Annotated in this window: 22 protein-coding genes; 11 read left to right on the top strand and 11 right to left on the bottom strand. The window is 61.0% G+C overall.

The window, feature by feature from the left end:
• Nucleotides 1-282: transposase (locus SYN63AY4M2_RS08510; RefSeq protein WP_206337008.1), on the top strand; the 282-nt coding region annotated here is incomplete at its 5' end.
• A 114-nt stretch (nucleotides 283-396) separates the two neighbouring features.
• On the opposite strand, the gene SYN63AY4M2_RS08505 is transcribed toward SYN63AY4M2_RS08510, so the two are convergent.
• Entirely contained in the window at nucleotides 397-1,059 is a 663-nt protein-coding gene (locus SYN63AY4M2_RS08505; protein ID WP_011431401.1) for a DUF3386 domain-containing protein, read from the bottom strand.
• A 326-nt stretch (nucleotides 1,060-1,385) separates the two neighbouring features.
• On the opposite strand from SYN63AY4M2_RS08505, the gene mutL reads away from it, so the two are divergent.
• Together mutL and SYN63AY4M2_RS08495 are read left to right on the top strand one after the other, a co-directional pair.
• Nucleotides 1,386-3,137, top strand: coding sequence for a DNA mismatch repair endonuclease MutL (gene mutL, locus SYN63AY4M2_RS08500; protein ID WP_011431402.1), 1,752 nt, complete (start codon nucleotides 1,386-1,388; stop codon nucleotides 3,135-3,137).
• Nucleotides 3,138-3,165: 28 nt separating this feature from the next.
• The gene (locus tag SYN63AY4M2_RS08495; protein WP_011431403.1) at nucleotides 3,166-4,023 is read left to right on the top strand and encodes a vitamin K epoxide reductase family protein; all 858 of its coding nucleotides are present in this window, start codon (nucleotides 3,166-3,168) and stop codon (nucleotides 4,021-4,023) included.
• On the opposite strand, the gene SYN63AY4M2_RS08490 is transcribed toward SYN63AY4M2_RS08495, so the two are convergent.
• The 4 genes from SYN63AY4M2_RS08490 to SYN63AY4M2_RS08475 all read right to left on the bottom strand — a co-directional run bounded on the left by SYN63AY4M2_RS08490 (nucleotide 3,993) and on the right by SYN63AY4M2_RS08475 (nucleotide 8,600).
• Nucleotides 3,993-5,030 (bottom strand): diguanylate cyclase, encoded by a 1,038-nt coding sequence (locus tag SYN63AY4M2_RS08490; RefSeq protein ID WP_240530516.1) that lies wholly within the window; start codon nucleotides 5,028-5,030, stop codon nucleotides 3,993-3,995. The two genes, SYN63AY4M2_RS08495 and SYN63AY4M2_RS08490, sit on opposite strands and share 31 nt — an antisense overlap.
• Before the next feature lie 138 nt (nucleotides 5,031-5,168).
• A complete protein-coding gene (gene btpA, locus SYN63AY4M2_RS08485) occupies nucleotides 5,169-6,056 on the bottom strand; it encodes a photosystem I biogenesis protein BtpA (protein WP_011431405.1) in 888 nt (295 codons plus the stop codon).
• A gap of 12 nt (nucleotides 6,057-6,068) precedes the next feature.
• Complete coding sequence (locus tag SYN63AY4M2_RS08480) at nucleotides 6,069-7,199, bottom strand: quinone-dependent dihydroorotate dehydrogenase (RefSeq protein WP_011431406.1); 1,131 nt, start codon at nucleotides 7,197-7,199, stop codon at nucleotides 6,069-6,071.
• 147 nt (nucleotides 7,200-7,346) lie between these two features.
• A complete protein-coding gene (locus tag SYN63AY4M2_RS08475; protein ID WP_099812748.1) occupies nucleotides 7,347-8,600 on the bottom strand; it encodes an ABC transporter substrate-binding protein in 1,254 nt (417 codons plus the stop codon).
• A gap of 217 nt (nucleotides 8,601-8,817) precedes the next feature.
• Between SYN63AY4M2_RS08475 and SYN63AY4M2_RS08470 the strand changes: the two genes are divergently transcribed.
• Nucleotides 8,818-9,660: an ABC transporter ATP-binding protein gene (locus SYN63AY4M2_RS08470; RefSeq protein WP_240527944.1), complete on the top strand. Its 843-nt coding sequence runs from the start codon at nucleotides 8,818-8,820 to the stop codon at nucleotides 9,658-9,660.
• Nucleotides 9,657-10,364 (top strand): ABC transporter ATP-binding protein, encoded by a 708-nt coding sequence (locus SYN63AY4M2_RS08465; RefSeq protein WP_099887316.1) that lies wholly within the window; start codon nucleotides 9,657-9,659, stop codon nucleotides 10,362-10,364. The genes SYN63AY4M2_RS08470 and SYN63AY4M2_RS08465 overlap by 4 nt, the downstream gene beginning before the upstream one ends.
• Before the next feature lie 26 nt (nucleotides 10,365-10,390).
• Here the strand turns inward: SYN63AY4M2_RS08465 and recN are convergent, their stop codons facing one another.
• Both recN and SYN63AY4M2_RS08455 read right to left on the bottom strand, forming a co-directional pair.
• Nucleotides 10,391-12,097: a DNA repair protein RecN gene (gene recN, locus SYN63AY4M2_RS08460; protein WP_011431410.1), complete on the bottom strand. Its 1,707-nt coding sequence runs from the start codon at nucleotides 12,095-12,097 to the stop codon at nucleotides 10,391-10,393.
• 72 nt (nucleotides 12,098-12,169) lie between these two features.
• A complete protein-coding gene (locus SYN63AY4M2_RS08455; RefSeq protein WP_011431411.1) occupies nucleotides 12,170-12,484 on the bottom strand; it encodes a hypothetical protein in 315 nt (104 codons plus the stop codon).
• A 111-nt stretch (nucleotides 12,485-12,595) separates the two neighbouring features.
• On the opposite strand from SYN63AY4M2_RS08455, the gene SYN63AY4M2_RS08450 reads away from it, so the two are divergent.
• The gene (locus SYN63AY4M2_RS08450) at nucleotides 12,596-13,222 is read left to right on the top strand and encodes a pseudouridine synthase (protein WP_011431412.1); all 627 of its coding nucleotides are present in this window, start codon (nucleotides 12,596-12,598) and stop codon (nucleotides 13,220-13,222) included.
• Here the strand turns inward: SYN63AY4M2_RS08450 and hisB are convergent.
• Nucleotides 13,205-13,825, bottom strand: a complete 621-nt coding sequence (gene hisB, locus SYN63AY4M2_RS08445; protein WP_099812743.1) for an imidazoleglycerol-phosphate dehydratase HisB — start codon at nucleotides 13,823-13,825, stop codon at nucleotides 13,205-13,207. The two genes, SYN63AY4M2_RS08450 and hisB, sit on opposite strands and share 18 nt — an antisense overlap.
• A 121-nt stretch (nucleotides 13,826-13,946) precedes the next feature.
• Between hisB and SYN63AY4M2_RS08440 the strand changes: the two genes are divergently transcribed.
• The 4 genes from SYN63AY4M2_RS08440 (at nucleotide 13,947) to SYN63AY4M2_RS08425 (ending at nucleotide 18,541) form a co-directional block, all read left to right on the top strand.
• Complete coding sequence (locus SYN63AY4M2_RS08440) at nucleotides 13,947-15,356, top strand: RecQ family ATP-dependent DNA helicase (RefSeq protein WP_099816160.1); 1,410 nt, start codon at nucleotides 13,947-13,949, stop codon at nucleotides 15,354-15,356.
• Nucleotides 15,357-15,445: 89 nt separating this feature from the next.
• Complete coding sequence (locus tag SYN63AY4M2_RS08435) at nucleotides 15,446-17,272, top strand: glycoside hydrolase family 3 N-terminal domain-containing protein (RefSeq protein WP_240530515.1); 1,827 nt, start codon at nucleotides 15,446-15,448, stop codon at nucleotides 17,270-17,272.
• Nucleotides 17,273-17,545: 273 nt separating this feature from the next.
• The gene (locus SYN63AY4M2_RS08430) at nucleotides 17,546-17,854 is read left to right on the top strand and encodes a cytochrome c (RefSeq protein ID WP_187147176.1); all 309 of its coding nucleotides are present in this window, start codon (nucleotides 17,546-17,548) and stop codon (nucleotides 17,852-17,854) included.
• 9 nt (nucleotides 17,855-17,863) lie between these two features.
• Nucleotides 17,864-18,541 carry a diacylglycerol/polyprenol kinase family protein gene (locus SYN63AY4M2_RS08425; RefSeq protein ID WP_011431417.1) on the top strand — a complete coding sequence of 226 codons (678 nt, stop codon included), beginning with the start codon at nucleotides 17,864-17,866 and terminating at the stop codon, nucleotides 18,539-18,541.
• A 43-nt stretch (nucleotides 18,542-18,584) separates the two neighbouring features.
• On the opposite strand, the gene SYN63AY4M2_RS08420 is transcribed toward SYN63AY4M2_RS08425, so the two are convergent.
• Nucleotides 18,585-18,944, bottom strand: coding sequence for a hypothetical protein (locus tag SYN63AY4M2_RS08420; protein WP_011431418.1), 360 nt, complete (start codon nucleotides 18,942-18,944; stop codon nucleotides 18,585-18,587).
• A gap of 332 nt (nucleotides 18,945-19,276) precedes the next feature.
• Complete coding sequence (locus tag SYN63AY4M2_RS08415; protein WP_041438621.1) at nucleotides 19,277-19,537, bottom strand: helix-turn-helix transcriptional regulator; 261 nt, start codon at nucleotides 19,535-19,537, stop codon at nucleotides 19,277-19,279.
• Nucleotides 19,538-19,883: 346 nt separating this feature from the next.
• Here SYN63AY4M2_RS08415 and SYN63AY4M2_RS08410 point away from each other — a divergent pair, with 346 nt between their 5' ends.
• On the top strand, nucleotides 19,884-20,993 hold the full coding sequence (locus SYN63AY4M2_RS08410) for an RpoD/SigA family RNA polymerase sigma factor (protein WP_240527797.1): 1,110 nt from the start codon (nucleotides 19,884-19,886) through the stop codon (nucleotides 20,991-20,993).
• A 288-nt stretch (nucleotides 20,994-21,281) separates the two neighbouring features.
• Here the strand turns inward: SYN63AY4M2_RS08410 and SYN63AY4M2_RS08405 are convergent, their stop codons facing one another.
• Entirely contained in the window at nucleotides 21,282-21,524 is a 243-nt protein-coding gene (locus tag SYN63AY4M2_RS08405) for a transposase (protein ID WP_240530563.1), read from the bottom strand.
• Between the last annotated feature and the right edge of the window lie 54 nt (nucleotides 21,525-21,578).

Raw genomic sequence — 21,578 nt, 5'->3', positions numbered from 1 at the left:
GATGCGAGGAAGGTTGTGATTATGGACAATTTAAATATCCACAAGAGTCGGGAAGTTGAGGAATTGATTAGGGGGACAGGAGCACGAATCCTATACCTGCCTGTGTATGCGCCGGAGTTGAATCCCATTGAGATGATGTGGTCGGTGTTGAAGCATTTTATTCGGCAGCTTTGCAGAATTGGGAAATATAGCATGGAGCAGATAGTGAAGACTTCTTTACTACTGATCAATCCATCCTCCTTCCGAAGTTGGTTTGCTAAGTGCTGCTATTGTACCCCTTGAGTCTTTAACAGGCTGTACCCTGTGGCCATCTGTTTTGAGCTTGGCTGTGAGCACCTCATCACCTTCTATAATGAGAGATGCCCACAGCCGCAAAGAAAAACTTATTTTTCTCAGCTATTCGAAAAATCGAATATTAGAGAAGAGGAAAAGTTGAGGGGATGAACTTTTTTGGCCATCCTGCTCTTCCCAAATTCTTCTCTCAACCAGAATCCAATACCGACCTATTTTTTGATAACGATCTTCGTAGATCATCTTTGCTTGAGTTTTTTCTCCAGTTCCTGGGCTACAATACTCAGCAGTGTAGTGAGTGGGTAGGTAGCCCTCACCTGTATCGTAAAACTCTTGAACTGAGACTGTAATTGTCCGATTGGCAAGATGGCGATGTACCATTTGAATGTGCTTGCCCTGAACCCAGTACCTATCGGTAGAAGATAAGCCCGAAACAAGAACTTCAGTGATGTCTGAATTTTGTGGCTCTCCATAGGCAAAGGTGTGGCCACCGTGTTCCTCGTCGAAGGAATGACGAACGCGATGCACCATGACTTCCCACATCTGTTCCCGTATTTTCTGGCGGATCTCCTCGTCCTCGACGCCGGCAACATCGATCTTCATGTTGCGGTCAATACTCACAACTCCTGAGAAGGAGAGGCTGCTGTCACCTTCTTTGGGAAAGTAGGTTATCTCAGCTCGGTAGCCAGGAAAGTCTTTGTCCCAGGTGTAGCGATTCTCAAAAGCCTCCTTGAATAGCTCTCGGGCCGGAGCTTGCTGTGCTGCCATAATCTCCTCCTTAATGAGAAGTTTTACTATTTAAATCCTAGTAGAGGCTGATGGCTGGCCTTGGGATTTTAAGGTTTCCTTATGACTGGCCACCCGCTCAGCTCTCTTGTTCTCGAAGTTTCTCGAAGTTCTTGGCGGTTACCGATGGGCAGGAAGGCGGAACCTCAATCCTTCACTTGGCCTGAGGGGAGCCTTGAAGTTAATGAAAACCATTGGCAAGGCGCTGTCCACTGGCAACAGAGGGAGAGAGCTAAGCTAAAGCTCGGCGCTGTTGGCCTTTTGGCGACAAGCTGGCAGGAAGAGAGTCTGCTTTCTCAACTCACTCCATGTCCAAAATCCAACCCCTGAACCCAGAGCGGATCGCCCAGATGGCCGCGGGAGAGGTGATCGACTCGCTGGGGGCTGCTCTGCGAGAATTGCTGGAAAATGCCCTCGATGCTCAGGCCACCCGCATTCAGGTGGAGATCTGGCCCAGCCGCTGGCAGGTGCGGGTGGCCGATAACGGCCAAGGGATCCCCGCTTCGGAGCTGGAGCAGGTGGCCCGTCGCCACACCACCAGCAAGTTGGACGGTTGCAGCCTGGGGTTTCGGGGCGAAGCCTTGCACAGCCTGGCCCGGCTGGGATCCCTGACCATTCAGACCCGCCACGCTGACGATGCCCACGGCTGGCTGGCCACCTACGACCGCCAAGGGGAGCTGGCCCACCAGCAGCCGGCAGCCACTGCCTTGGGAACGGTGGTGACGGTGGCGGATTTGTTTGCCGATTGGCCCTTGCGCCGCTGCTCCCTGCCCCAGACTCGCCCGCTCTTGACGCTGGTGCAGAATGCGGCCTTGGCCCATCCTTGGGTCAGTTGGCAGGTGCGCCAGGAGGGGCAACTGTTGCTCAGCCTGTGGCCAGGCCAGTCTCTGCAAGATCTGCTGCTACAAGTGTTGCCGCAGGTGGATCTTTCGGATCTGCGCTATCAGCGGATCCAGGAGGGGGATAGCGATTGGGAAGTGGTGCTGGGCCTGCCGGATCGCCTGCATCGCCCCCGCCCCGATTGGATCCGCGTGGCCGTCAACGGGCGCTTTGTGCAGATGCCGGAGTGGCAACGGCTGATCCAGTCAGTCTTTCAGCACACCTTGCCTCGCCACCGCTACCCGCTGGTGGTGGTGCATCTGCGCTTGCCACCTGAGCAGGTGGACTGGAATCGCCATCCTGCTAAGAGTGAGCTCTATCTACAGGATCCGGAGATCCGACAGGAGCAATTGCGCCAGCACTTGCACGCTCTTCTGCAATCGGGATCGGAGCAAGCCAGCCGCCGCTCGCTGCATCTCATCCGGGCTAGCGAGGCCAAGTCGGTCTACAGGGTTACCTCAAGTCCCAAAAGCCCAGATCCAGCTCCCTCTGGCCAGCCGTCTACCCCCCTACCTCCTCTAAAGGCCCTAGCCCAGCTCTACCGCACCTACATCCTGGCGGAGCACCCTCAGGGGCTGTGGCTGGTGGAACAGCACCTGGCCCACGAGCGGGTGCGCTACGAGTACATCCAACGGCATTGGCAGCCGGTGGAGCTGCAGATGCCGGTCATGCTGGAGGGATTATCCTCCCAAGCGGTGGAGCAGTTGGAGCAGTTGGGCCTGGAGCCGGAGCCTTTTGGCCCCAACACCTATCTGATGCGCCGCCTGCCGCTGGCCTTGTGGTCGGAAGATCCGGAGGAGGTGCAGGGATCCCTCCGAGAATTGAGCCGCTGCGCTGACCTGGAAGCGGCCCAGGTGGCGGTGGCCTGTCGTGGCGCCCTGCGCAACGGGATCCCCCTGACCCTGGAGCAGATGCAACAGTTGCTGGAAGCCTGGCAGCGCACCGCCAATCCCCACACCTGTCCCCATGGCCGGCCAGTGTATCTGGCTCTGGCCGAAAAAGATCTGGCCCGCTACTTTCGTCGCCGCTGGGGGATCTGCGACCGGCCCATCTCTGACCCCAAGCTGGGATCCTGGTGGGAGCTGGAGCCGCTGGGGGATAGGTTTGCTGCCCAAGTGCGGCGCTCGAGCAGCGCTTCTGCGCCGGATCCCAAGGACGAGACCCGCTCCGCCCCACTATAATCGGGGGTGTCCAACTGCTGAACCCCCCATGGCCTCTTATCTCAAACTCAAAGCCCAAGAAGAGACCTGGCTACAGCGCCATGCTCGCCCGATCTTGGCAACCTTGGCGGGCTTGGGATCCCTGTTGACGGCCTACCTTACCTACACCAAGCTGACCGATCAACCTGCCGCTTTCTGCACAGGAGATGGGGGGTGTGACCTGGTGCTCTCCAGCCGTTGGGCAGAGTTTTTGGGGATCCCGACGGCAACAGTTGGCCTACTGGGGTTTCTGGCCGTTTTGGCCTTGGCGGTTTTGCCGGATGGCATCCCGCTGGTGAAGCGGTGGCGCTGGCCGGCCCTGTTTGGCCTGGTTTCCGCCATGACCGCCTTCGAGATGTACATGCTTTACCTGATGGTGGCGGTGCTGCGGCAGTTTTGTCTGTATTGCACCACCGCCATAGTCTTGGTGGCGGGGCTGTGGGCGGTAACCCTGCTGGGCCACCGCTGGCTGGATTGGGGCAAGCTGGCCTTCAGCTATATTCTCGTAAGCTTTCTCACCTTGGTGGCCACCATTGGGGTGTATGCCAACCAAGTTCCCCCACCCAGCCCCCTGGCGGCAGGGTTGGCGGCCCACCTGCGGCAGATCGGCGGCACCATGTACGGGGCCTATTGGTGCCCCCATTGTCAGGAGCAGAAGGAGCTGTTTGGGTCGGCTTTTGAACAGGTGCCCTACGTGGAATGCTCCCCCAACGGCCCCGGTACGCCCCAAGCCCAAGAATGCACAGAAGCGGGGATCACCAGCTATCCCACCTGGATTATCAACGGCCGCACCTACGTGGGGCTGCGCTCGCTGGAAGCCTTGGCGGCAGCTTCTGGCTACTCCTTTGAGCCCGGCGAAGGACAGTAGTTCTCCGGCGGCGGTGGCAAGAAAAGATGTACGCGGTTGCGCCCCGCCTGCTTGGCCTGGTAGAGGGCCTCATCTGCCTTCTGGAGAGCGGCCTCAGGTGCTAGGGGGCCATCTTCGCTGAGGACGATCCCGCCAATGCTGATGGTGACAGGCAGGCTGCGCTGGGGCGCAACCTCAATTGGCCGGCTGGCGATGGCCCGGCGCAGAGACTCGGCGTAGCGGTGGCAGCGGGCGGGGTTGAGCCCAGGGGTGACGCAGACAAATTCTTCGCCGCCGTAGCGGTAGAGCAGGCTGGAGGGGCGCAGTTGATTGTGCAGCCGCCCAACGATGGCCTGCAACACGCAGTCGCCGATATAGTGGCCGTAGGTGTCGTTAACCTGCTTGAAGTAATCCACATCCATCATCAGCAGGCAGAGATAGCGATAGCGGGCTTGCTCACGCGGCCCCACCTGTTTGAGCAAATGTGGCAACGCCTGGTCGAGGGCGCGGCGGTTCAAGGCACCGGTCAAGGGATCCGTCAAAGACAGAGACTCCAACAGCTCGTTGCGGGCCCGCAGTTGCCGGTTGGCCTGAGCCAAAGCTTGGGTAAGCCGCTGCAGGCGCAGCCCCGCCCGCACCCGTGCCCGCAGCTCCTCAGGATCGATCGGCTTGGCGATAAACTCATCTGCCCCTGCATCCAGTCCCTGCACCCGATCCTCAACTTCGGAGCGGGCGGTGAGCAAGATGAAATAGATGAACTGTCCGGCGGGCAAGTTTTTTAGACGGCGACACAACTCCACTCCAGACAAACCCGGCATGACCCAGTCGCAGATGATCAAATCCGGCCATTCGCTTTCATCCAGGGTCTGCAGGTGCTCCCAGGCCAACTGGCCGCTTTCCCAGCTTTCCACCCGGTAGTTGGAGCTTTTGAGGACTTCGCCGATGTAACGACGGTTCACCGGGTCATCGTCGATGACCCAAATGCAGGGAACCTGAGCCGGCACCTGGCTCCACGAAACTTCCTCCAAGGGCAAGGACTCCGCCCCGCCAACGCGAGCAGAAGGCAGGCTGGAGGAAGACCCCCAGCCTTCGAGTTCAGCTGACAACATCAAAAGAAAGCTAGAAAGCTCTGATACGGTGAATAATGCCGATCCTATCCCCAAAGGCTAGCTGCAGCTAGAGCTGGGAGTGGCCAGGCAAGCCGGATTGGTGGGCCGTTCGCCCAGGCCAAGGTGCAACGCTTCCACAAACTGTCGCACCCGGATTGGGTCGATGAGGGGAAAGGGATCCGCATAGCCCGCTGGCATGCCGGCGGAACGGGCCGGCCGTTTCAAAGAACTGGCCACAATCACGCCATCCGCGTGGCGGATGAGGTTGCCGATGTTTTCGGCGGTGGCTCCTGAGCCAATCAACAGAGGTACCTGAGGGGCGACTTGGCGGGCCAGCTTCAGATCTTTCAGAAGAGGCGGCTTTCCGGTGGCCCAGCCAGAGAGAACGATGGCATCGGCCAGGCCGCGCTCCACCGTGTCGGCGATGGCCGCCTCCAGGCTGATGGGACTCAGGGGCTGGGCGTGCTTCACCAGCACATCGGCAAAGATCTTGATGTCGGCCCCCAGCTCGCGGCGGTAGCGCAGCAGGCGGTGGGCATTTCCCTCGATGATGCCCTGGTCGGTCACCATCGCCCCGCAGAGGACATTGACCCGGATAAACTGGGCCCCCACACAGGCGGCAATGGCTAGGGCGCTGTAGCCATCGTTGCGCAAGACGTTGATCCCGATGGGCAGGGAAACCAGCATCTTGATCCGCTGCACCACCACGGTCATGGCGCTCACCACCGCCGCATCCACCCGCTCCTTGGCAAAGGGGGCATCGTAAAAGTTCTCGACGAGGATCCCGTCCACGCCTCCTGCCGCCAGGGCGGTAGCGGCCTGTTCTGCCTGCGCGATCACCCACTCCAAGTCCCCTCCCCAACGGGGCGAGGTGGGCAGCGGCAACAGATGAACCACCCCAATAACCGGATGGGGGGTTTTGAAAAGATGTTGCAGCAGAGTCACCGGCAAGTTCCCTCAGGGATCCATAACAATCTTACGCCCGGATTGGATCCCTGTCGGCATTCTCTCCGGGGAGGAAGGGGCGGGATTCCTGGCAGCGGCCAGGCCGCGCAACAGGCGGGGAACTAGGCTTGGCCCTTCATAGACCCAGCCTGTATAGACCTGGAGCAGGCTGGCCCCGGCCTCCAGTTTCTCCATGGCATCGGCCAGGGTGAAGATGCCCCCCACTCCAATAATCGGCAATTGCCCCTGAGTGGCCTGGTGAATGTAGCGGATCACCTGGGTGGAGCGCTGCCGCAGGGGGGCGCCGCTGATGCCGCCGGCTGCCGCGGCGAGGGGCCCCAGCCCTGGCAGGAAGCGGGTTTTCAGGTTGTCGCGGCGCAGGGTAGTGTTGGTGGCTACAAGCCCCGCCAGTCTGTAGGCTTGGGCCAGCTCCAGGATGGCGTCAATTTCTGGCCAATCTAGGTCAGGGGCAATCTTCACCAAAAGGGGCTTCTGTCCGCGATTTTCCCCCTGCAACGTCGCCAGGATGGGCGCCAACTGCTCGGCAGCCTGCAGGGATCGCAATCCCGCTGTGTTGGGGGAGCTGACGTTGACCACAAAATAGTCTCCCAGCTCCCGCAACAGACGAAAGCTGGCCAGGTAGTCAGCCGCCGCCTCCTCCAGGGGGGTGGCCTTCCCTTTGCCCAGGTTGATGCCGATGGGAATGGGACGTTGGCGCAGCCGGCGCAGCCGTTCGGCCAGAGCTGCCGCCCCCTGGTTGTTGAAGCCCATGTGGTTGAGAGCAGCCCGATCCTGGGGCAACTGGAACAGGCGCGGCTTGGGGTTGCCCGGCTGAGGCCCAGGAGTGACGGTGCCCACCTCCACAAAGCCAAAGCCCAAACTGGGCCAGACGCCCACAGCTAGGCCATCCTTGTCAAAGCCTGCGGCCAGGCCAATGGGATTGGGGAAGGTGAGGCCCCAGAGCCGTACTTCCAGCCGCGGATCCCGATAGCAGAACAGGCGCTCCAAAAGAGCCAGGATCCCGGTGGCCTGGGTGGCGTCCAGCCACTCCAAGGCGCGCAAGAGCCCCACCTTAACCGTTTCCGGGTCAGCCCTCAGGCCCGAAAAAATCAAGGGCCGCAGCACATCTCGGTACAGGTTCACAGCAAAGACTCGCTCCCAAGCTGTCACCCCTCTTGTTGATCTTCCCCAAAAAACAGGGGCCTGCAAAAGTCTCCTCTGCAGGCCCCCGCTTTTGAGCTTAGGCGGGAACTGGCCCGGCCAAGCCGAGCACCACCGGCCTAAAGACTCTTAGCCTTCCGGCTCAAACACTTTCAAGTCGACGATCTGCCCGCCCTTGAAGGTCCAGTGGGCAAAGGTTCCGGCCACGTCTCCGTTCTCGTCGAAGTTCAGCGAGCCGGAAGCGCCAGTGTAGTCAATGTCCTCCCCTTTCTTGAGTAGCTCCACTGCCTTGGCCCACTCTCCTGGCAGGATCTCGGTGCCGGGGGGATTGGCCACTTGCCGCAGAGCATCGCGGATGGCGGTGCCGTCGGCGCTGCCGGCCTTTTGAATGGCCAGAGCCAAGACAAAAGCGGCATCGTAGGCCGTGTCGATGTAGGGGGTGGGGGGCAGCTCCCCGTAGGCAGCTTTGTAGGCTTCAGCAAAGATTTGGTAGGCTTTGCTGTCGGTCAGAGCCTGGGGCGAGGTGCCGATGGATCCCTCTAGCTTGTCCGCCCCCACCTGGGTGGCCAGATCGGGAGAGCGCATGCCATCTGTGAAGACAAAGCGGTCAAATAGCCCCCCTTCCAAAGCCTGCCGCAGGATGATCGCGCCGTTTTCGGGATACCCGATCAGCACCAGCGCCTGGGGATCCCCTTCCTTGAGCTGATCCAGCTCGCCGCGGTAGGAGGCTTGGCCGGGTTCGTAGGGAACCGACTTGGTAATGGTGCCGCCCCGCTTTTCAAAGGCGGCCTTGAAGCTGTCGGCCAGCCCCTTGCCGTAGTCGTTATTGATGTAGATGATGGCCAGGCGCTCCAGGTTTTCTTCGCGGGTAATTTGCGCCAGGGCTACCCCTTGGAAGGCATCGGAGGGAACGGTGCGGAACAAGAAACCATTGTCGTCCAGGGTGGTGATGGTGGGAGCGGTGGAAGCTGGCGAAATTTGCGGAATCTTGCTGGGAACCGTGACTGTCGTGGCCACCGGAATGGTAACGCCACTGCCCAAAGCGCCAACAATGGCGGCCACCTTCTCCACGTTCACCAGCCGCTGGGCAGCATCGATAGCCGGCTGGGCTGAGGTTTGGTCATCCGCCTCCACCACTTGGATTGGGGATCCGAGGACGCCGCCAGCGGCGTTAATCTGATCCAGAGCCAGCTTGATGCCCTTGAGGCAGTTTTCCCCATAGGCCTGCAGGTCGCCCGTCAAAGACAGCAGCGCTCCTATCTTGATCGGGGCTTTGGCTGCTTGCTGAGCTGTGCTTGGCAGCAGGGTGGTGGCCAGTGCTGCTGCTGTCAGGGCTGCCGCCGTCGCGAAGGCCCGCCGGGTCAGTTTGTGCATGGGAGACATAACCAAGAACCTCCAATGAGCTCCAATGAGGGAATAAAACTGCAATTCTCAAAGGTCGATGGTATAGAAGTAGACGTTAGCCCACCTCAAAGGGTTCCCTCCAAGAGCCAACCCAACCCCTGCCAGGGGGCTTCTTGGCAAGCCTATCGGCGAGTTTGGTTAAATAAGCTTCTTTACCCTACGACGAAAGCTCATAAAATAGTGAATCTACTAGGGAATGGAGCTTTCCCAGGGTAGCGGTGTGATCGTTATTGACAACATCTCCAAACAGTTTGGCGGCGTCAATGCCCTAGATCACTGTTCCTTCCGCATCGAAGCTGGCCGGATCACGGGCTTGATTGGTCCCAACGGGGCGGGGAAAACAACTCTTTTCAACATCATTGCCGGTTTTATTCGGCCCAATAGCGGACGCATCTGGCTAGATGGGGAAGACGTCACGGGCTTGCCTCCCCACCAGTTGTTTCAACGTGGGCTGGTGCGCACCTTCCAGATCCCGCGGGAGTTTGGCCGCATGACCGTTCTGGAAAACTTAATGGTTGTTCCTCCCCATCAGGCTGGAGAAAACCTATTTAACGCCTGGTTCCGCTGGCAGCGAGTACAGCGGCAGGAGCGCCAGCTTCAGGCTCGGGCTGGAGAAGTTTTGGAACGGCTCAACCTCATCCACCTGCGCGATCAACTGGCGGTCAACCTTTCCGGCGGGCAAAAGAAGCTGCTGGAACTGGGACGCACCCTAATGGCGGACGCGCGGGTCATCCTCTTGGACGAGCCGGGGGCTGGGGTCAACCGCACTTTGCTGGCAGACCTGATCCGCTTTATCGAGTACCTTAACCGCGAGCGCGGCTGCACCTTCTGCATCATCGAACACGATTTGGATCTGGTGACCCGCCTCTGCCACCACGTGGTGGTCATGGCGGGGGGGAGGGTGCTGACTCAGGGATCCATGCAGGAGATCAAGCAAAACCCAGCCGTGCGGGAGGCCTATTTGGGATCCATTGCCCTGGCTGATGCCCTCAGCTCCTCCCAGACTTCCACCGTCTCGCCGGAGGGATCCCCGCCATGACCCCCTTGCTCGAGATTCAAGATCTCTACAGTGGCTACCGCGGCGTGGACATCCTCAAAGGGATCCGCCTCAAGGTCACTCCAGGCCAAATTGTAGTGATCATCGGCCCCAACGGGGCGGGCAAATCGACAGTGCTCAAGTCTCTTTTTGGATTGGCCACCGTCCGCTCGGGCCGAGTGCTGTTCCAAGGTTCTGACATCACGCATCTTGCTGCCGAGCAACTGGTGCGGCGGGGGATCGGCTTTGTGCCTCAGACCAACAATGTCTTTCCCTCCCTCACCGTCGAGGAAAACCTGGAGATGGGAGCCTTTATCCGGCGCGACGACTACACTGCCCAACGGGAGCGGGTTTACGAGCTGTTTCCGCCCCTGAAGGAGAAGCGAAAGCAAGCGGCGGGATCCCTCTCCGGCGGGCAACGGCAGATGCTGGCCATGGGGCGGGCGCTGATGGCGGAGCCGCAGCTGTTGGTGTTGGACGAGCCGACAGCCGGCCTGTCGCCGCTGTATGTCGAGCAGACCTTTGCCCTCCTGCAGGAGATCAACCGCCGCGGCGTCAGCATCCTAATGGTCGAGCAAAATGCCAAGCAGGCCTTGGCTATAGCGGACTGGGGCTACGTCCTCTCCATGGGAGAAAACCGCTTTGAGGATACCGGCCCCAACCTATTGCACAACCCCGAGGTGTTGGAGCTATTTTTGGGCGGCTGAGGCCCTCACCCTCGGGGAGAGGGGAGCTAAGCAGAGCCGGCCAGTTGCAGTTGGCGCAGTTGGGCTGCCTGCTTGAGAAGGGCTTCCACAAAGCCCATTGCCTCCTGGGCGGAGTGGCCGGCAGCCAGTTGGGCCAATTCTTCCCGGCGCTCCCCTTCTCTCAGCGAATCCACCCGCACGCAGGTTCGCCCTTCTTGCACCACTTTGTAAACCCGCAGGTGGTGATCGGCTAGGGCGGCAACCAGGGGCTGGTGGGTAACGCAGAGAACTTGGTGGCTACGGGCAATCTGGTGCAGTTTGGCGGCGATGGCCTGCGCTACCTTGCCGGATACGCCAACGTCGATCTCGTCGAAGACCAGAGTAGCCACCGGATCGACGCGGCTGAACACCGCTTTTAAGGCCAGCAGAAAACGGCTCATCTCGCCGCCGGAGGCAATGTCGGCCAGCGGCTGCAGGGGCTCGCCGGGGTTGGGGCTAAACCAAAAGCTCACCTGATCCACCCCTTCGGCGGTGGGGGATCCGGCTTGGATCTGCACCTGGAACTGCACACCGCTCATCCCCAGGGGCCCAAGCTCCTCCACGAGAGCCTTTTCCAGTTGGTGGGCCACCTGCTGCCGCAGATGCGAGAGCATCTGGCAGTGGCGCTCCAGCTCCTGGGCTGCCTGGTCTAGCCGCGCCTCTAGTTCCTCCAAGTCGGTGCTCTCGTCCCGCAGTTGGGCCAGCTCTGCCTTGAGCCGCTCCGCGTGGGCCATCACCTCGGCCAGGGTGGGGCCGTATTTGCGGCAGGCCTGTCGCAGTTGGGCTAGGCGCCGTTCAATTTTGCTTAGCCGACTGGGATCCGCCTCCAGGGTCTCGCCGTAGCGCAGCAGCTCCCGCCCCGCCTCCTCCACCTGAACGAGGGCGCTGCTGACCATCTCGACTAGGGGAGTTAGGTCGGGATCCCGCTGGGCCATGCTCTGCAGCAGACGCTCGGCTTGGGCCAGGAGATCGGCAATGGCCGGCGAGCCGCTGTCATTTTGGTAGAGCAGTTGGTGAGCGGCATAACTCTGCTGCTGCAGTTCCACGCGGTGGGCCAGGCGCTCCCGCTCCCGCTCCAATTTGGTCAGCTCGTCAGGATCCTCCAGGCGCAGGGCAGCCAGTTCTTGGGCTTGCAACTCTAGGAGATCTAGCCGCTGCAGCCGCAGGTGTTGGTTTTGCTGGCGGGAGGCTATCTCTGCTTTGAGCTGGCTCCAGGTTTGGTAGCAAGCTGCCACCTCTGAACGCAGGCGCAGCAGCTTTTCGCCGCCAAAGGCATCCAGCCAGCGGCGCTGGGTTTGGGGAGACTGGAGTTGGCTTGTCTGGCCCTGGGCGGTGATCTCCACCAGTTGGGAGCGCAGGCTGAGCATCTGAGCCTTGTTCACGAGCACCCCATTGACTCGCAGGCGGCTGCTGAGCTTGCCGTTGCGCATCACCAGCTCGCGGCTGCAGACCAGGCCTTCTTCCAAAGGTTCAATTTGCTCTTGCTCTAGCCAGGCCTCCAGCGCGGCCGTAGGCTGGAAAATGGCTTCCACCAAGCCCCGATCGCTGCCGCTGCGCAGAGCGCGAGCCGGTCCCCCGAGCGCGGCATCGAGGGCATCGAGAATGATAGATTTGCCCGCCCCTGTTTCTCCGGTGAGCACGTTCAGCCCCGCCCGAAAGGGAATCTCCAAGTACTCGATCAGGGCGAAGTTCTCGATCCGCAACAGGCGCAACATAGGGATCCCGTTGGCCTTCCTGTCTTAGGTTAGCCCACCTGCCGACTTAGGCGGAACGGGGGAAGAGCAGCTTCAAGGGGTGGCCTCCGGCGTCTCCTCTGTTCTAGCAGCGGTATCGGCAAGCGGCTCGGAGGTAGCGGCTGAGGCATTGGGTGTATTAGGCGCTACCTCTGCCTCCTGGAGAGAGGCGGAGGGTTCGAGCTCGGCTTTTGGCTCTGTGGCGGTGGGCTCGGGGGCAGCGGCAGCGGCTTGGGCAGCCTCTTTTTGCTGTTGCCGCTCGTAACGGCGTCGTTTGATCCCCTCATCCACCCACACGTACACCAGACTGAGAAGGGAGAGCCCCGCCGTTCCAATTAAAACCCAGAGTAGAGTGTTGTCTATCGTCATGAGTGAGATCCGTCAAACTCTGCTGCCAACGGAAAACGCCGCGCCCAAGGCTTGATCTTACCGTTGAAGCTGCTCTGCCCAATCTTAAAAGACGGGATCCACACTTTTGCCATGCGCTACCTCAAGTTTTACAAACCCTACGGCGTGCTCACCCAATTTACCGACCGGCAGGGGCGGCCAACCCTCAAGTCTTTCATCCCGGTGCCCAAGGTCTATCCGGTGGGGCGGTTGGATCGCGATAGCGAAGGTCTGCTTCTGCTCACCGACGATGGCCGCCTCAACGCCCGCCTGATCGATCCCAAGTTCGGCCACGAGCGCACCTACTGGGTGCAGGTGGAAGGGATCCCCACGCCCCAGGCCCTGCAGCAGTTGCAAGAGGGAGTGGTCATTCAGGGGCGAAAGACCCGGCCGGCTGAGGTTAGAGTGCTAGCCGAGGAGCCGGAGCTGCCGCCGCGGGATCCGCCCATCCGCTTTCGCCGCTCCATCCCCACCACCTGGCTGGAGCTGATGCTGCGGGAGGGTCGCAACCGCCAGGTGCGCCGCATGACCGCCGCTGTCGGCATTCCAACCTTGAGATTGGTGCGAGTGGGGCTGGGGCCCCTCTCGCTGCAGGGGCTGGCCCCTGGCCAGTGGCAGGAGCTCAGCGAGGCGGAGTTGGCCCGCTTGCGGCACTACTGTTTTGGCCAGTCGCGCTGTCCCTTGCTCGGGCGGAGGTTAAGTCTACAGAACACCTTTTGAGCTGGGGATCCCATCCTGTCGGCGCGGATCCCGTTCTACGGCCATGCGCAGGGCGCGGGCAAAGGCCTTGAAACTGGCCTCGACGATGTGGTGGGCATTGAGACCAGCAACCTGGCGGATGTGCAGGGTAAGCTGGGCGTGGTTGGCCACCGCCTGGTAGAACTCGCGCACCAACTGGGTTTCGTAGCGGCCAATGCGTTCGACGGTCAGCTCCAGACCATAGCTGAGGTGGGGGCGCCCGGAAAAGTCCAGCACCACCTGCACCAGCGCCTCATCCAACGGAGCCCAGAAGTGACCAAAACGGTAAATGCCGCGCCGATCCTGCAGCGCCTGCGCCAGCGCCTGTCCCAGGGCAATGCCCACGTCCTCATTGGTGTGGTGGTCGTCGATGTGCAGATCCCCCACGGCCTTGATCTGGAGATCAATTAGCCCATGGGTGCTGAGCTGGGCCAGCATGTGGTCCAAGAAGGGGATCCCGGTGTCGATCTCGTACTGCCCTCTGCCATCGAGGTTGAGATGCACTTGAACGTCCGTTTCGTTGGTGCGGCGGTGAACCGAGGCCGTCCTGGGCTGCAGCAGGCGGGGGGAGTCGATGGCTGTCATGGCAAGGGTAGGGGAGCACTAGGAAGTCCCAGCTCTAGGATCGCACAGGTAGGGGTGCCAGAATCAGCGTCTTTGGCCAGGGGGGCAGGCGGGCTCAGGTTGCAGAGGGGGAGAGTGTTCCTTGCAGGATTGGCAACAGATTCAACGGGCCCTCAAGCAGTATTGGGGCTACGAGGCACTGCGCCCACCTCAGGAGCGGGTCATCCGTGCCTTGCTGGAGAAGCGGGATGCACTGGTGGTGTTGCCGACGGGTTTCGGCAAGTCTCTGTGCTTTCAACTGCCGGCCTTGCTGCAGACAGGTCTGACCCTGGTGGTCTCGCCTCTGATTGCCCTGATGGAAGACCAGGTGCAGGATCTCTGGAAGCGCCGTCTGCCGGCGGCCTGTTTGCACAGCGAGCTGGATCCAGCTCTGCGCAAGCGGGTGTTGCGGGCTTTGGAGGAGAACCGGCTGCGTCTACTGTATCTGGGGCCGGAAACCCTCTTCAGCCCGCCAGTCTGGGAGCGGCTGCAGCAGGTGCCCCTCAACGGCCTCATTGTCGACGAGGCGCACACCTTGGTGCACTGGGGGGGATCCTTCCGGCCCGACTACCCCCGTCTGGGATTGGTGCGCCCTGCCCTGGGCCAGCCTGCCTTTCCCATTGCTGCCTTTACCGCCACTGCCGATCCCGAAACCCTCAGCCGCCTGCGCCACATCCTCGACCTGCAGAATCCGGAATGCATTCGCGCTGACCCGCTGCGAACCAACATTTCTCTCAACGTGGCGGTGGCCTGGAGCCCAGCGGATCGCCGTCGGCGCCTGCTGCGCTTTCTGGCGGAAAACCCCGGCTCGGGCCTGGTGTACGTGCGCACGCGGCGGGATGGGGAGGAGCTGGCCGAGTGGTTGGGCCGCCGCAACCAGAAAACCGCCACCTACCACGGCGGCCTGGAGGCGGGATCCCGCCGTCGGCTGGAGCGGGCTTGGCTGGAGGGCGAGCTGCGCTTTCTGGTCTGCACCAACGCCTTCGGCTTGGGGATCAACAAGCCCGACGTGCGCTGGGTGCTGCACTTTCACCCGCCCCCCAACTTAATGGACTACCTGCAGGAGGTGGGGCGGGGTGGGCGGGATGGCGGCCCCTGCCGGGCCCTGATGTTGGTCTCGGAGCCGACGGGCCTGCTGGATCCCACCGATCGCCAGCGCCAAGCCTATTTCTATTCCCAGCAGGAGCGCCTGCTGGCCCAGGCGCGGCGTTTGCTGACAACTCTGCCCCCCCAGGGATCCTATGCCGACTTGCCCCCCGGGGAGACGCGGGTGGCCCTGGGCCTGCTGCAGGAGATGGGCTGTCTGCACTGGCCAGATCCCTTTCACTTCCAGGTGCTGCACCGCCACTGGCAGCCGCCGCCGCGGCAGGATCCCTGGCGGGGGATGGACGACTTCATCCACAGCCGCGGCTGTCGCTGGCAGGTGATCCTGCGGCATTTTGGCTACCCTGAGAACCAGCCCGGCCTGCCCTGCGGCACCTGCGATCGCTGCCGGGCTGCCCAAAGGCGTTGATGGTTTCGGCAGCCGGCAGAGGGGTTAGGATCTTTGCGCTTGCCCGGCGTTTTCGCAAAGGATAGGATCCCCTCGCTTTCCCCTTGCTGATGGTGTCCATGAGTGGTTCGGGATCCCCGGTCGCTGCCCTTGAGCAGCCCTTGTCCTTAGCACGGCAGGTGGCGCAACTGCTGGTGGTGCCGGTCTCGGCCCGTTTGGGATCCCAGTCTCCTCCCCGCGAGATCCTCAAGCGGCTGATCCAAGAGGTGGGGATTGGAGGCATCTGGATTACTGAGGGCCATGTAGCAGAGGCCCTGCTGCTGATCGAGGAGGCGCAGTCTTGGGCGACTCTGCCCCTTCTTGTGGCAGCCGAGGCCAGCCGCGGCCTGGCTCTGCAGGGAGCCACTTCCTTCCCCCACCCCCTGGGCCTGAGCCGCCTGGGATCCGAAGCCGAGCGCTGGGCGGAACAGTGGGGAAGGATCACGGCGCGGGAGGCGGCGGCCATCGGCATTAACTGGCTGCTGGGCCCGGTGGCGGAGCCCCTGGGGCAAGGCCCAGCAGAGCTGGCGCTGGCGGAGGAGCCGCACCTAGTTTTGCAACTGGCGCGCGCCTTTGTGCGCGGCTGTGAGCAGGCCGTCCCCGGCGGGATCCTGACCACAGCCAGATCCTTCCCCGGCCAGGATTGGGTAGAACCGCCCCAGGCAGGTGCGGCGCTGCGGCCAAAGCCAACCGATGTCCCCTGGTGTCCTCGCCTAAGCCTCACCTTGGAGGAGCTGCAAGCAGGACTCTGGCTGCCGTTCCGCAGCTTGGTGGAGCAGGTGGGAGCCATCTCGGTTGCGCCAGTGGTGCTTCCCGAGTGGGACGAGCGCTGGCCGATCTCTTTTTTGCCGGGGCGGCTGACCCAACTGCTGCGCCAAGAGTGGGGGTTTAGTGGACTAATTGTGGCAGAGGGCCTCGATCAGGGCTTCTTGGACGAGCTGGCCGTTGGCGTCGGCTCCTCTCCCCACCTGCTGGCGGTGCGGGCCCTCCAGGCCGGCGCCGACCTCCTTTTGGCCCCTCCCGACCCAGTGGCGGCCGTCACAGCCATTGTGGAAGCTGTGCGGCAGGGATCCCTGGACGCCCAGGCCATTGCCCAATCGGTGACGCGGGTGCTGCGGGCCAAGCAGCGGCTTTTCCCCTCCGCCTCCGCCCTGCTCAAGCAAGTGTGGCCGGCCCTGGCGGAAACGGATTTCAGCCTGGTTCCCGGCTGGATGGGGGCTAAAGACCCCACCGACCCCGCCCTCTGCCGCGGCTTTTCCGACGAGCAACTGAAACCCCTGCTGTTGGGAGATCCCCTCGCCAAGGACTCACCTCTAGCCAAGCTGTTCGGCACACGTCCGCCTCTGCCCAGAGTCGCCCGGTTGGGATCCCTCTTGGCCGAGCAGGATATTGCTCCCTGTCAAGCTGCCATGGCCCGCGGCGGCGTGACAGGCGGCCAGGCTTTGCCCCTGCCCGCTCCCCCCGGCAGTTGGAACTGGATCTGGCAAGATCTCGCCCCTGGCGCTGAGACAGCAGGGCTATCGGCGGCCTCTCCCGCCCTCAGCATTCCCGCCGGCCTCGGCTTCTCTCCTTTGCTCAGCCATCCTCTCACCCCTTTGAGCTTGCTGGAGACGGCCCTGGGCAGCGCCGGCCAACTGATCTTCCAGGCCTTTGTCGAGGAGCCTTTGCCCAACTATGTGCTGGATTGGCTGCAACAACAACGAGAGCGGGTGGCAGCCGTCGTCGTTTATGGTAACTTATCCTTCTACCGACGCCTGCAGGCGCACTTTCAGTGGGCCAACGCCATCCACAGCCTCAATCCTGATCCCTGGGCCCAGGCAGAAGCTATGCAGCGTCTGTTTCCCCACCGGCTCATCCCGGAGAAACCCGAGCCTCAGCCAGCATCGACAAATAATTAAGAAAAAGTAAATACCATTGCAGATTGTTGGCAGAAAGGGGCCCCTGAGCTATCGTATTGATGGAAATGTAAACTATTGAAACGGTTTCTCTCAGGGTTGTCTGTGCCTTCCTTCCTCTCAGACATCGCTGGATCGGGCAGTTCTCGCCCCTCTGGTGACGGTGAGTGTGAGCTTGAGCGAACCTCCCCGCAGCGTCCGCAACCGTTCCTCCACTCTTTGCAAGCGCTGCTGTCAGGGCGCTGGGCGACAAAGCTTGGACTGGGCTTGGCTGTTGTGGGTCTGGCAATCCTCACCTGGATTTGGCTGGCTGCAGGAGCTGGGCTGGATCCTTACACTAAAGCCGTCCTCAGCCTAGAGGGTCAGCCCAGCCATGGTGCTTCGTTGTTTGCCCTCAACTGTGCCGCCTGTCATGGAGAAGAAGCCGATGGCCGAGTTGGCCCCAGCCTGCGGGGAGTTAGCAACCGCCGCTCCGACCGGTTTATCATTCATCAGGTAACCAGTGGCAAAACTCCGCCTATGCCCCAGTTTCAGCCGGATCCCCAGGAGATGGCAGATTTGCTCAGCTACTTGAAAACCCTCTGAGGCCAGCTCATGGGCCTGACCCAGCAGCTTGCTTGCTACGCTCTCTGGCTGGCCTCCGTATTTGCCTTTGCGGAATGGCTGCGCTCCCGACAGGTGGATGGGGAATGGGTGCGCAAAGTCGTCCATATCGGTGTGGGCAATATCATTCTGCTGGCCTGGGCCTTGCAGGTGCCCCGCTGGCTTGGGGTGGGGTTTTCCTTGGTGTTTGCCGGCCTGGCGCTGCTCTCCTACCGGGTGGCTATTTTGCCTAGCTTGAATGGGGTCGGGCGGCGTAGCTTCGGCACTTTCTTCTATGCTGTCAGCATTGGCCTGTTGCTGTATTGGTTTTGGCTGCCGCAGCGACAGGTATTCGCGGTGATTGGCATTTTGGTGATGACCTGGGCCGATGCGCTGGCGGGCTTGGTGGGCAAAACTTGGGGCAAGCACCTCTATCAACTGGGATCCCTTCAAAAAAGTTGGGAGGGATCCCTGACCATGTGGGCAGTGAGCAGCTTGGTGATTGCGGCGCTGCTGCTGGGGTACTTCGGCTTTTCTCCCTCCTTGCTCGCCATCAGCCTCTTGGTGGGAGGCCTGGCCATGGGCCTAGAGGTCTTCTCTTGGTGGGGGCTGGATAACCTGACCGTGCCTTTGGCCAGCGCCGGGCTCTGCTTTGCCCTGCTGCAGCTTCTGGACGAACTGTACCTGTAGCGGAGTTGCTACTACTGTGACGGGTTTGGCGCGGAAGCGACTTCTAGGCCCCGCGGCGTTCTTGTTCTCGCTCTTCTTGTTGCTGCCACTGCCTGATCAGCTCTTTCGCTGCCTGGGGGGTAAAGTAGTCCAGCTCCATCAGCTTGCGATAGGTGAGGAGCTGCCGCATCTCCAGGGGCATGTCTGCCTTCCGGTAAAAGTAATGGATGCGGCTGATGTTTTGCTCCATCTCGGCGAACTCCTGCTCCCGCTGCATTTGCCTTTCCTGCTTGAGCACCTTGTGGGGAGCAGACATGCGATTCGGGATCCGCTGCGCGCTGGTGGCTTTGCTGGCGAGAACCCGATGGGCTCCGCTTTGCCGACTGTTGGCGCCGTTGAAACGGCTGAAAAAGAAAGAGAGCATCCGTCAACCTCACACAGGCAGAGAAAAGAGGGTCGTCTTACACTAACTTTACAATATCAAGCTTAGATAAAGCTGTGAAGCCGCCAGTGATCTGGATCCCTTTTGGGAAAGCCCGTACCTTTCACAGGGCAAGGAGTGTATCTCTCCTGTCCCTTAGGAGAGTTGAGGCAGAGACAAGGCTTGGCTTGGGCAGGCAGACTTATAGAGGATGTTATCAGTATTTACACGTATGCTTGGACGAAGATAGGGTCAAAGCGCAAAATTATTTGCGGGCTTTCACGCACAATGACAGGGATCTTGAATAACTGTTACATGGTGCTTGCCCGGAGGCGCTACAGGTGAGATTCGTCGCCGCTCAGCAGCCAGGTAACCGAGACACCCAGCGCCTTGGCAAAAGCCACCAGCTCTTTGTCGATGACGCGCCGTTTGCCCTTTTCCACCTGGCCGATCTTGACGTAGTCCAACTGCACGCCGTACTTAGCCAGGCGACCCGCCAGTTGATCTTGGGTCAGTTGCAGCTTCTCCCTTACCCAGCGCACCCGCTCTCCGATCAAGTTGGCCGATGGAGGGTGCTGGTTGAGGTTAGACTCCATAGGAGCAAGAGATTGTGAATATTCTTTTCCAGACTGAGGAAGCCGATGGCTCCCGCGGCGCCCCATGGTAGCCTATGCTGGCAAGGCTACCCCTCCTCTTCCACTTTATAGAACCTGTGGGAGCCTGCTCGACAGCAGGCGAGCTAGCTGTCTCCTGAATATCTTACACAAGGTCTAGATCGAAAATCGCTTATGGATGTTTTCGCGCAGGATGCGCTGCCGGCGAGAACTTGGCAGATGGGATCCCTGCCACTCCCGCACCCAGCCGGAAAAATTTCCGGGCAAAAAAGAGGGCCATGATCGATTTTCGCTCGCGCCAGGGGGAGAAACTTTTCTAGACTAGGAGGTGACGTTTTCTCCTCACTTGGCCGTGGTTTTCTCTCGTCCTCATCCTGAAAACATTGCCTCGTCCCGCCAGGAGCTCGACGATCTCTGGCTTGAGGCCGAGTCTGCCTCTCAGGATCCGGCTGCAGAGGCCGACCTAGAGCCGGGCGCCAGCGGGTTGCGGCTGAATGAAGACGCCGTCGATCACTACTTGAATACAATTGGTCGGGTGCCCCGCATCGATCACGCGGAGGAGATCGAGCTGTCGCGCAAAATTCAGCAGAAGCTGCTCATCGATCAGGCCCGCAGGGAATGGCGGCAACAGCGGGGGCAGGATCCCAGCGATGAGGAACTGGCAGCAGCCCTGCAGATTCCTGTGTCTACCCTGCGCTCCCGCATCCGCCAAGGGGAACAGGCTCAGCGCAAGCTAATCAACGCCAACCTGCGCCTGGTGGTCAGTGTGGCCAAGAAGTACCTCAACCGGGGGGTGCCCTTTTTGGACTTGATCCAAGAGGGCAACATGGGTCTTATTCGGGCCACTGAGAAATTCAATGCCGAACGAGGTTTTCGCTTCAGCACCTATGCCCACTGGTGGATTCGCCAGGGCATTACCCGCTGCATTGCCAACCAAGCCCGGACGATTCGCCTGCCGGTGCATATGGTGGACAAAGTGCGTCTGCTCAAGCGCACCAACCGCGAGCTGATGAAAGCCCGAGGGCGACGGCCCACAGAAGCCGAACTGGCGGAGGCGCTGGGCATCAAGGTTAAGAAGTTGCGCATGATCCAGCAGGCTGCCGCTTTGCCCCTGTCGTTGGATGTGCCGGTTGGCCAGGAAGGGGAAAGCCGCCTGGGGGATTTGCTGCCGGATGAGCGGCAGGAGCAACCCTTTGAAGAGATCCTCGTGCAATCTCTGCGGCAAGATGTGCGTTCTGCCATGCAGGCCCTGAAGCCCATCGAGAGGCAGGTGCTGGAGCTGCGCTATGGGCTGGATGGGCAAAGGGCGAGAACTCTGCGAGAAGTCGGGGATCACTTTAACTTAACGCGGGAGCGGATTCGCCAGATCGAGCGGGATGCTCTGCGCAAGCTGCGCCTAGGCCATCCTTCGCGGGCTTTGGCCCAGTACATTCGCTAGCTTTTGCCGCAGCCTCCCGGGGTTCGGGCGGGGATCCCCGCGCGAGACGGGTTTTCAGCCCTTGGGATCTGCCTTGCAGCCCCCTAAAATGGCGGTAAGCCAGATCGCTGGGGATCCCCATGTCCACCGGTTCCACGCCTGCTTCTGCCAGGGAGTGCTCGCCGCAACAGGCGCAGCTTTGGTTACGAGGGCTGCTCAGCATTGCTTGGGCTGGTGACATCCTCTCCCGCTAAGCCCTGACGGGCTGTAGACGGGAGCTTCCGAGAATCACTTCCCGGAGTTGCTGCTTCAACGGACTGGTAAACCAGGATCCTCCACAGCCAGAGAGCGGCAGTCCCACCGCCCCCCTATATCCCCCCGTATACGGGGGGACCTGAGTCCTCGCTTCAAAATCTCGATAGCAGCGTTCAAGTCTCTGTCCCACGACCCGCAACGGGGGCAATCATGCACCCGTTCCGACAAGGTCTTGGGAACACGCTCCTCACAAACACAACAATTTTGGGACGTACCACGGGGATCCACTCTCAACACCTGTTTGCCGCGTTTGACCGCCACTGCTGTCAGAATGTCAAGAAATCGTCCCCA

Source organism: Synechococcus sp. 63AY4M2 (assembly GCF_002760475.1).
Lineage (GTDB): Bacteria > Cyanobacteriota > Cyanobacteriia > Thermostichales > Thermostichaceae > Thermostichus.
This window is presented reverse-complemented; position numbering and strand designations above follow the sequence as displayed.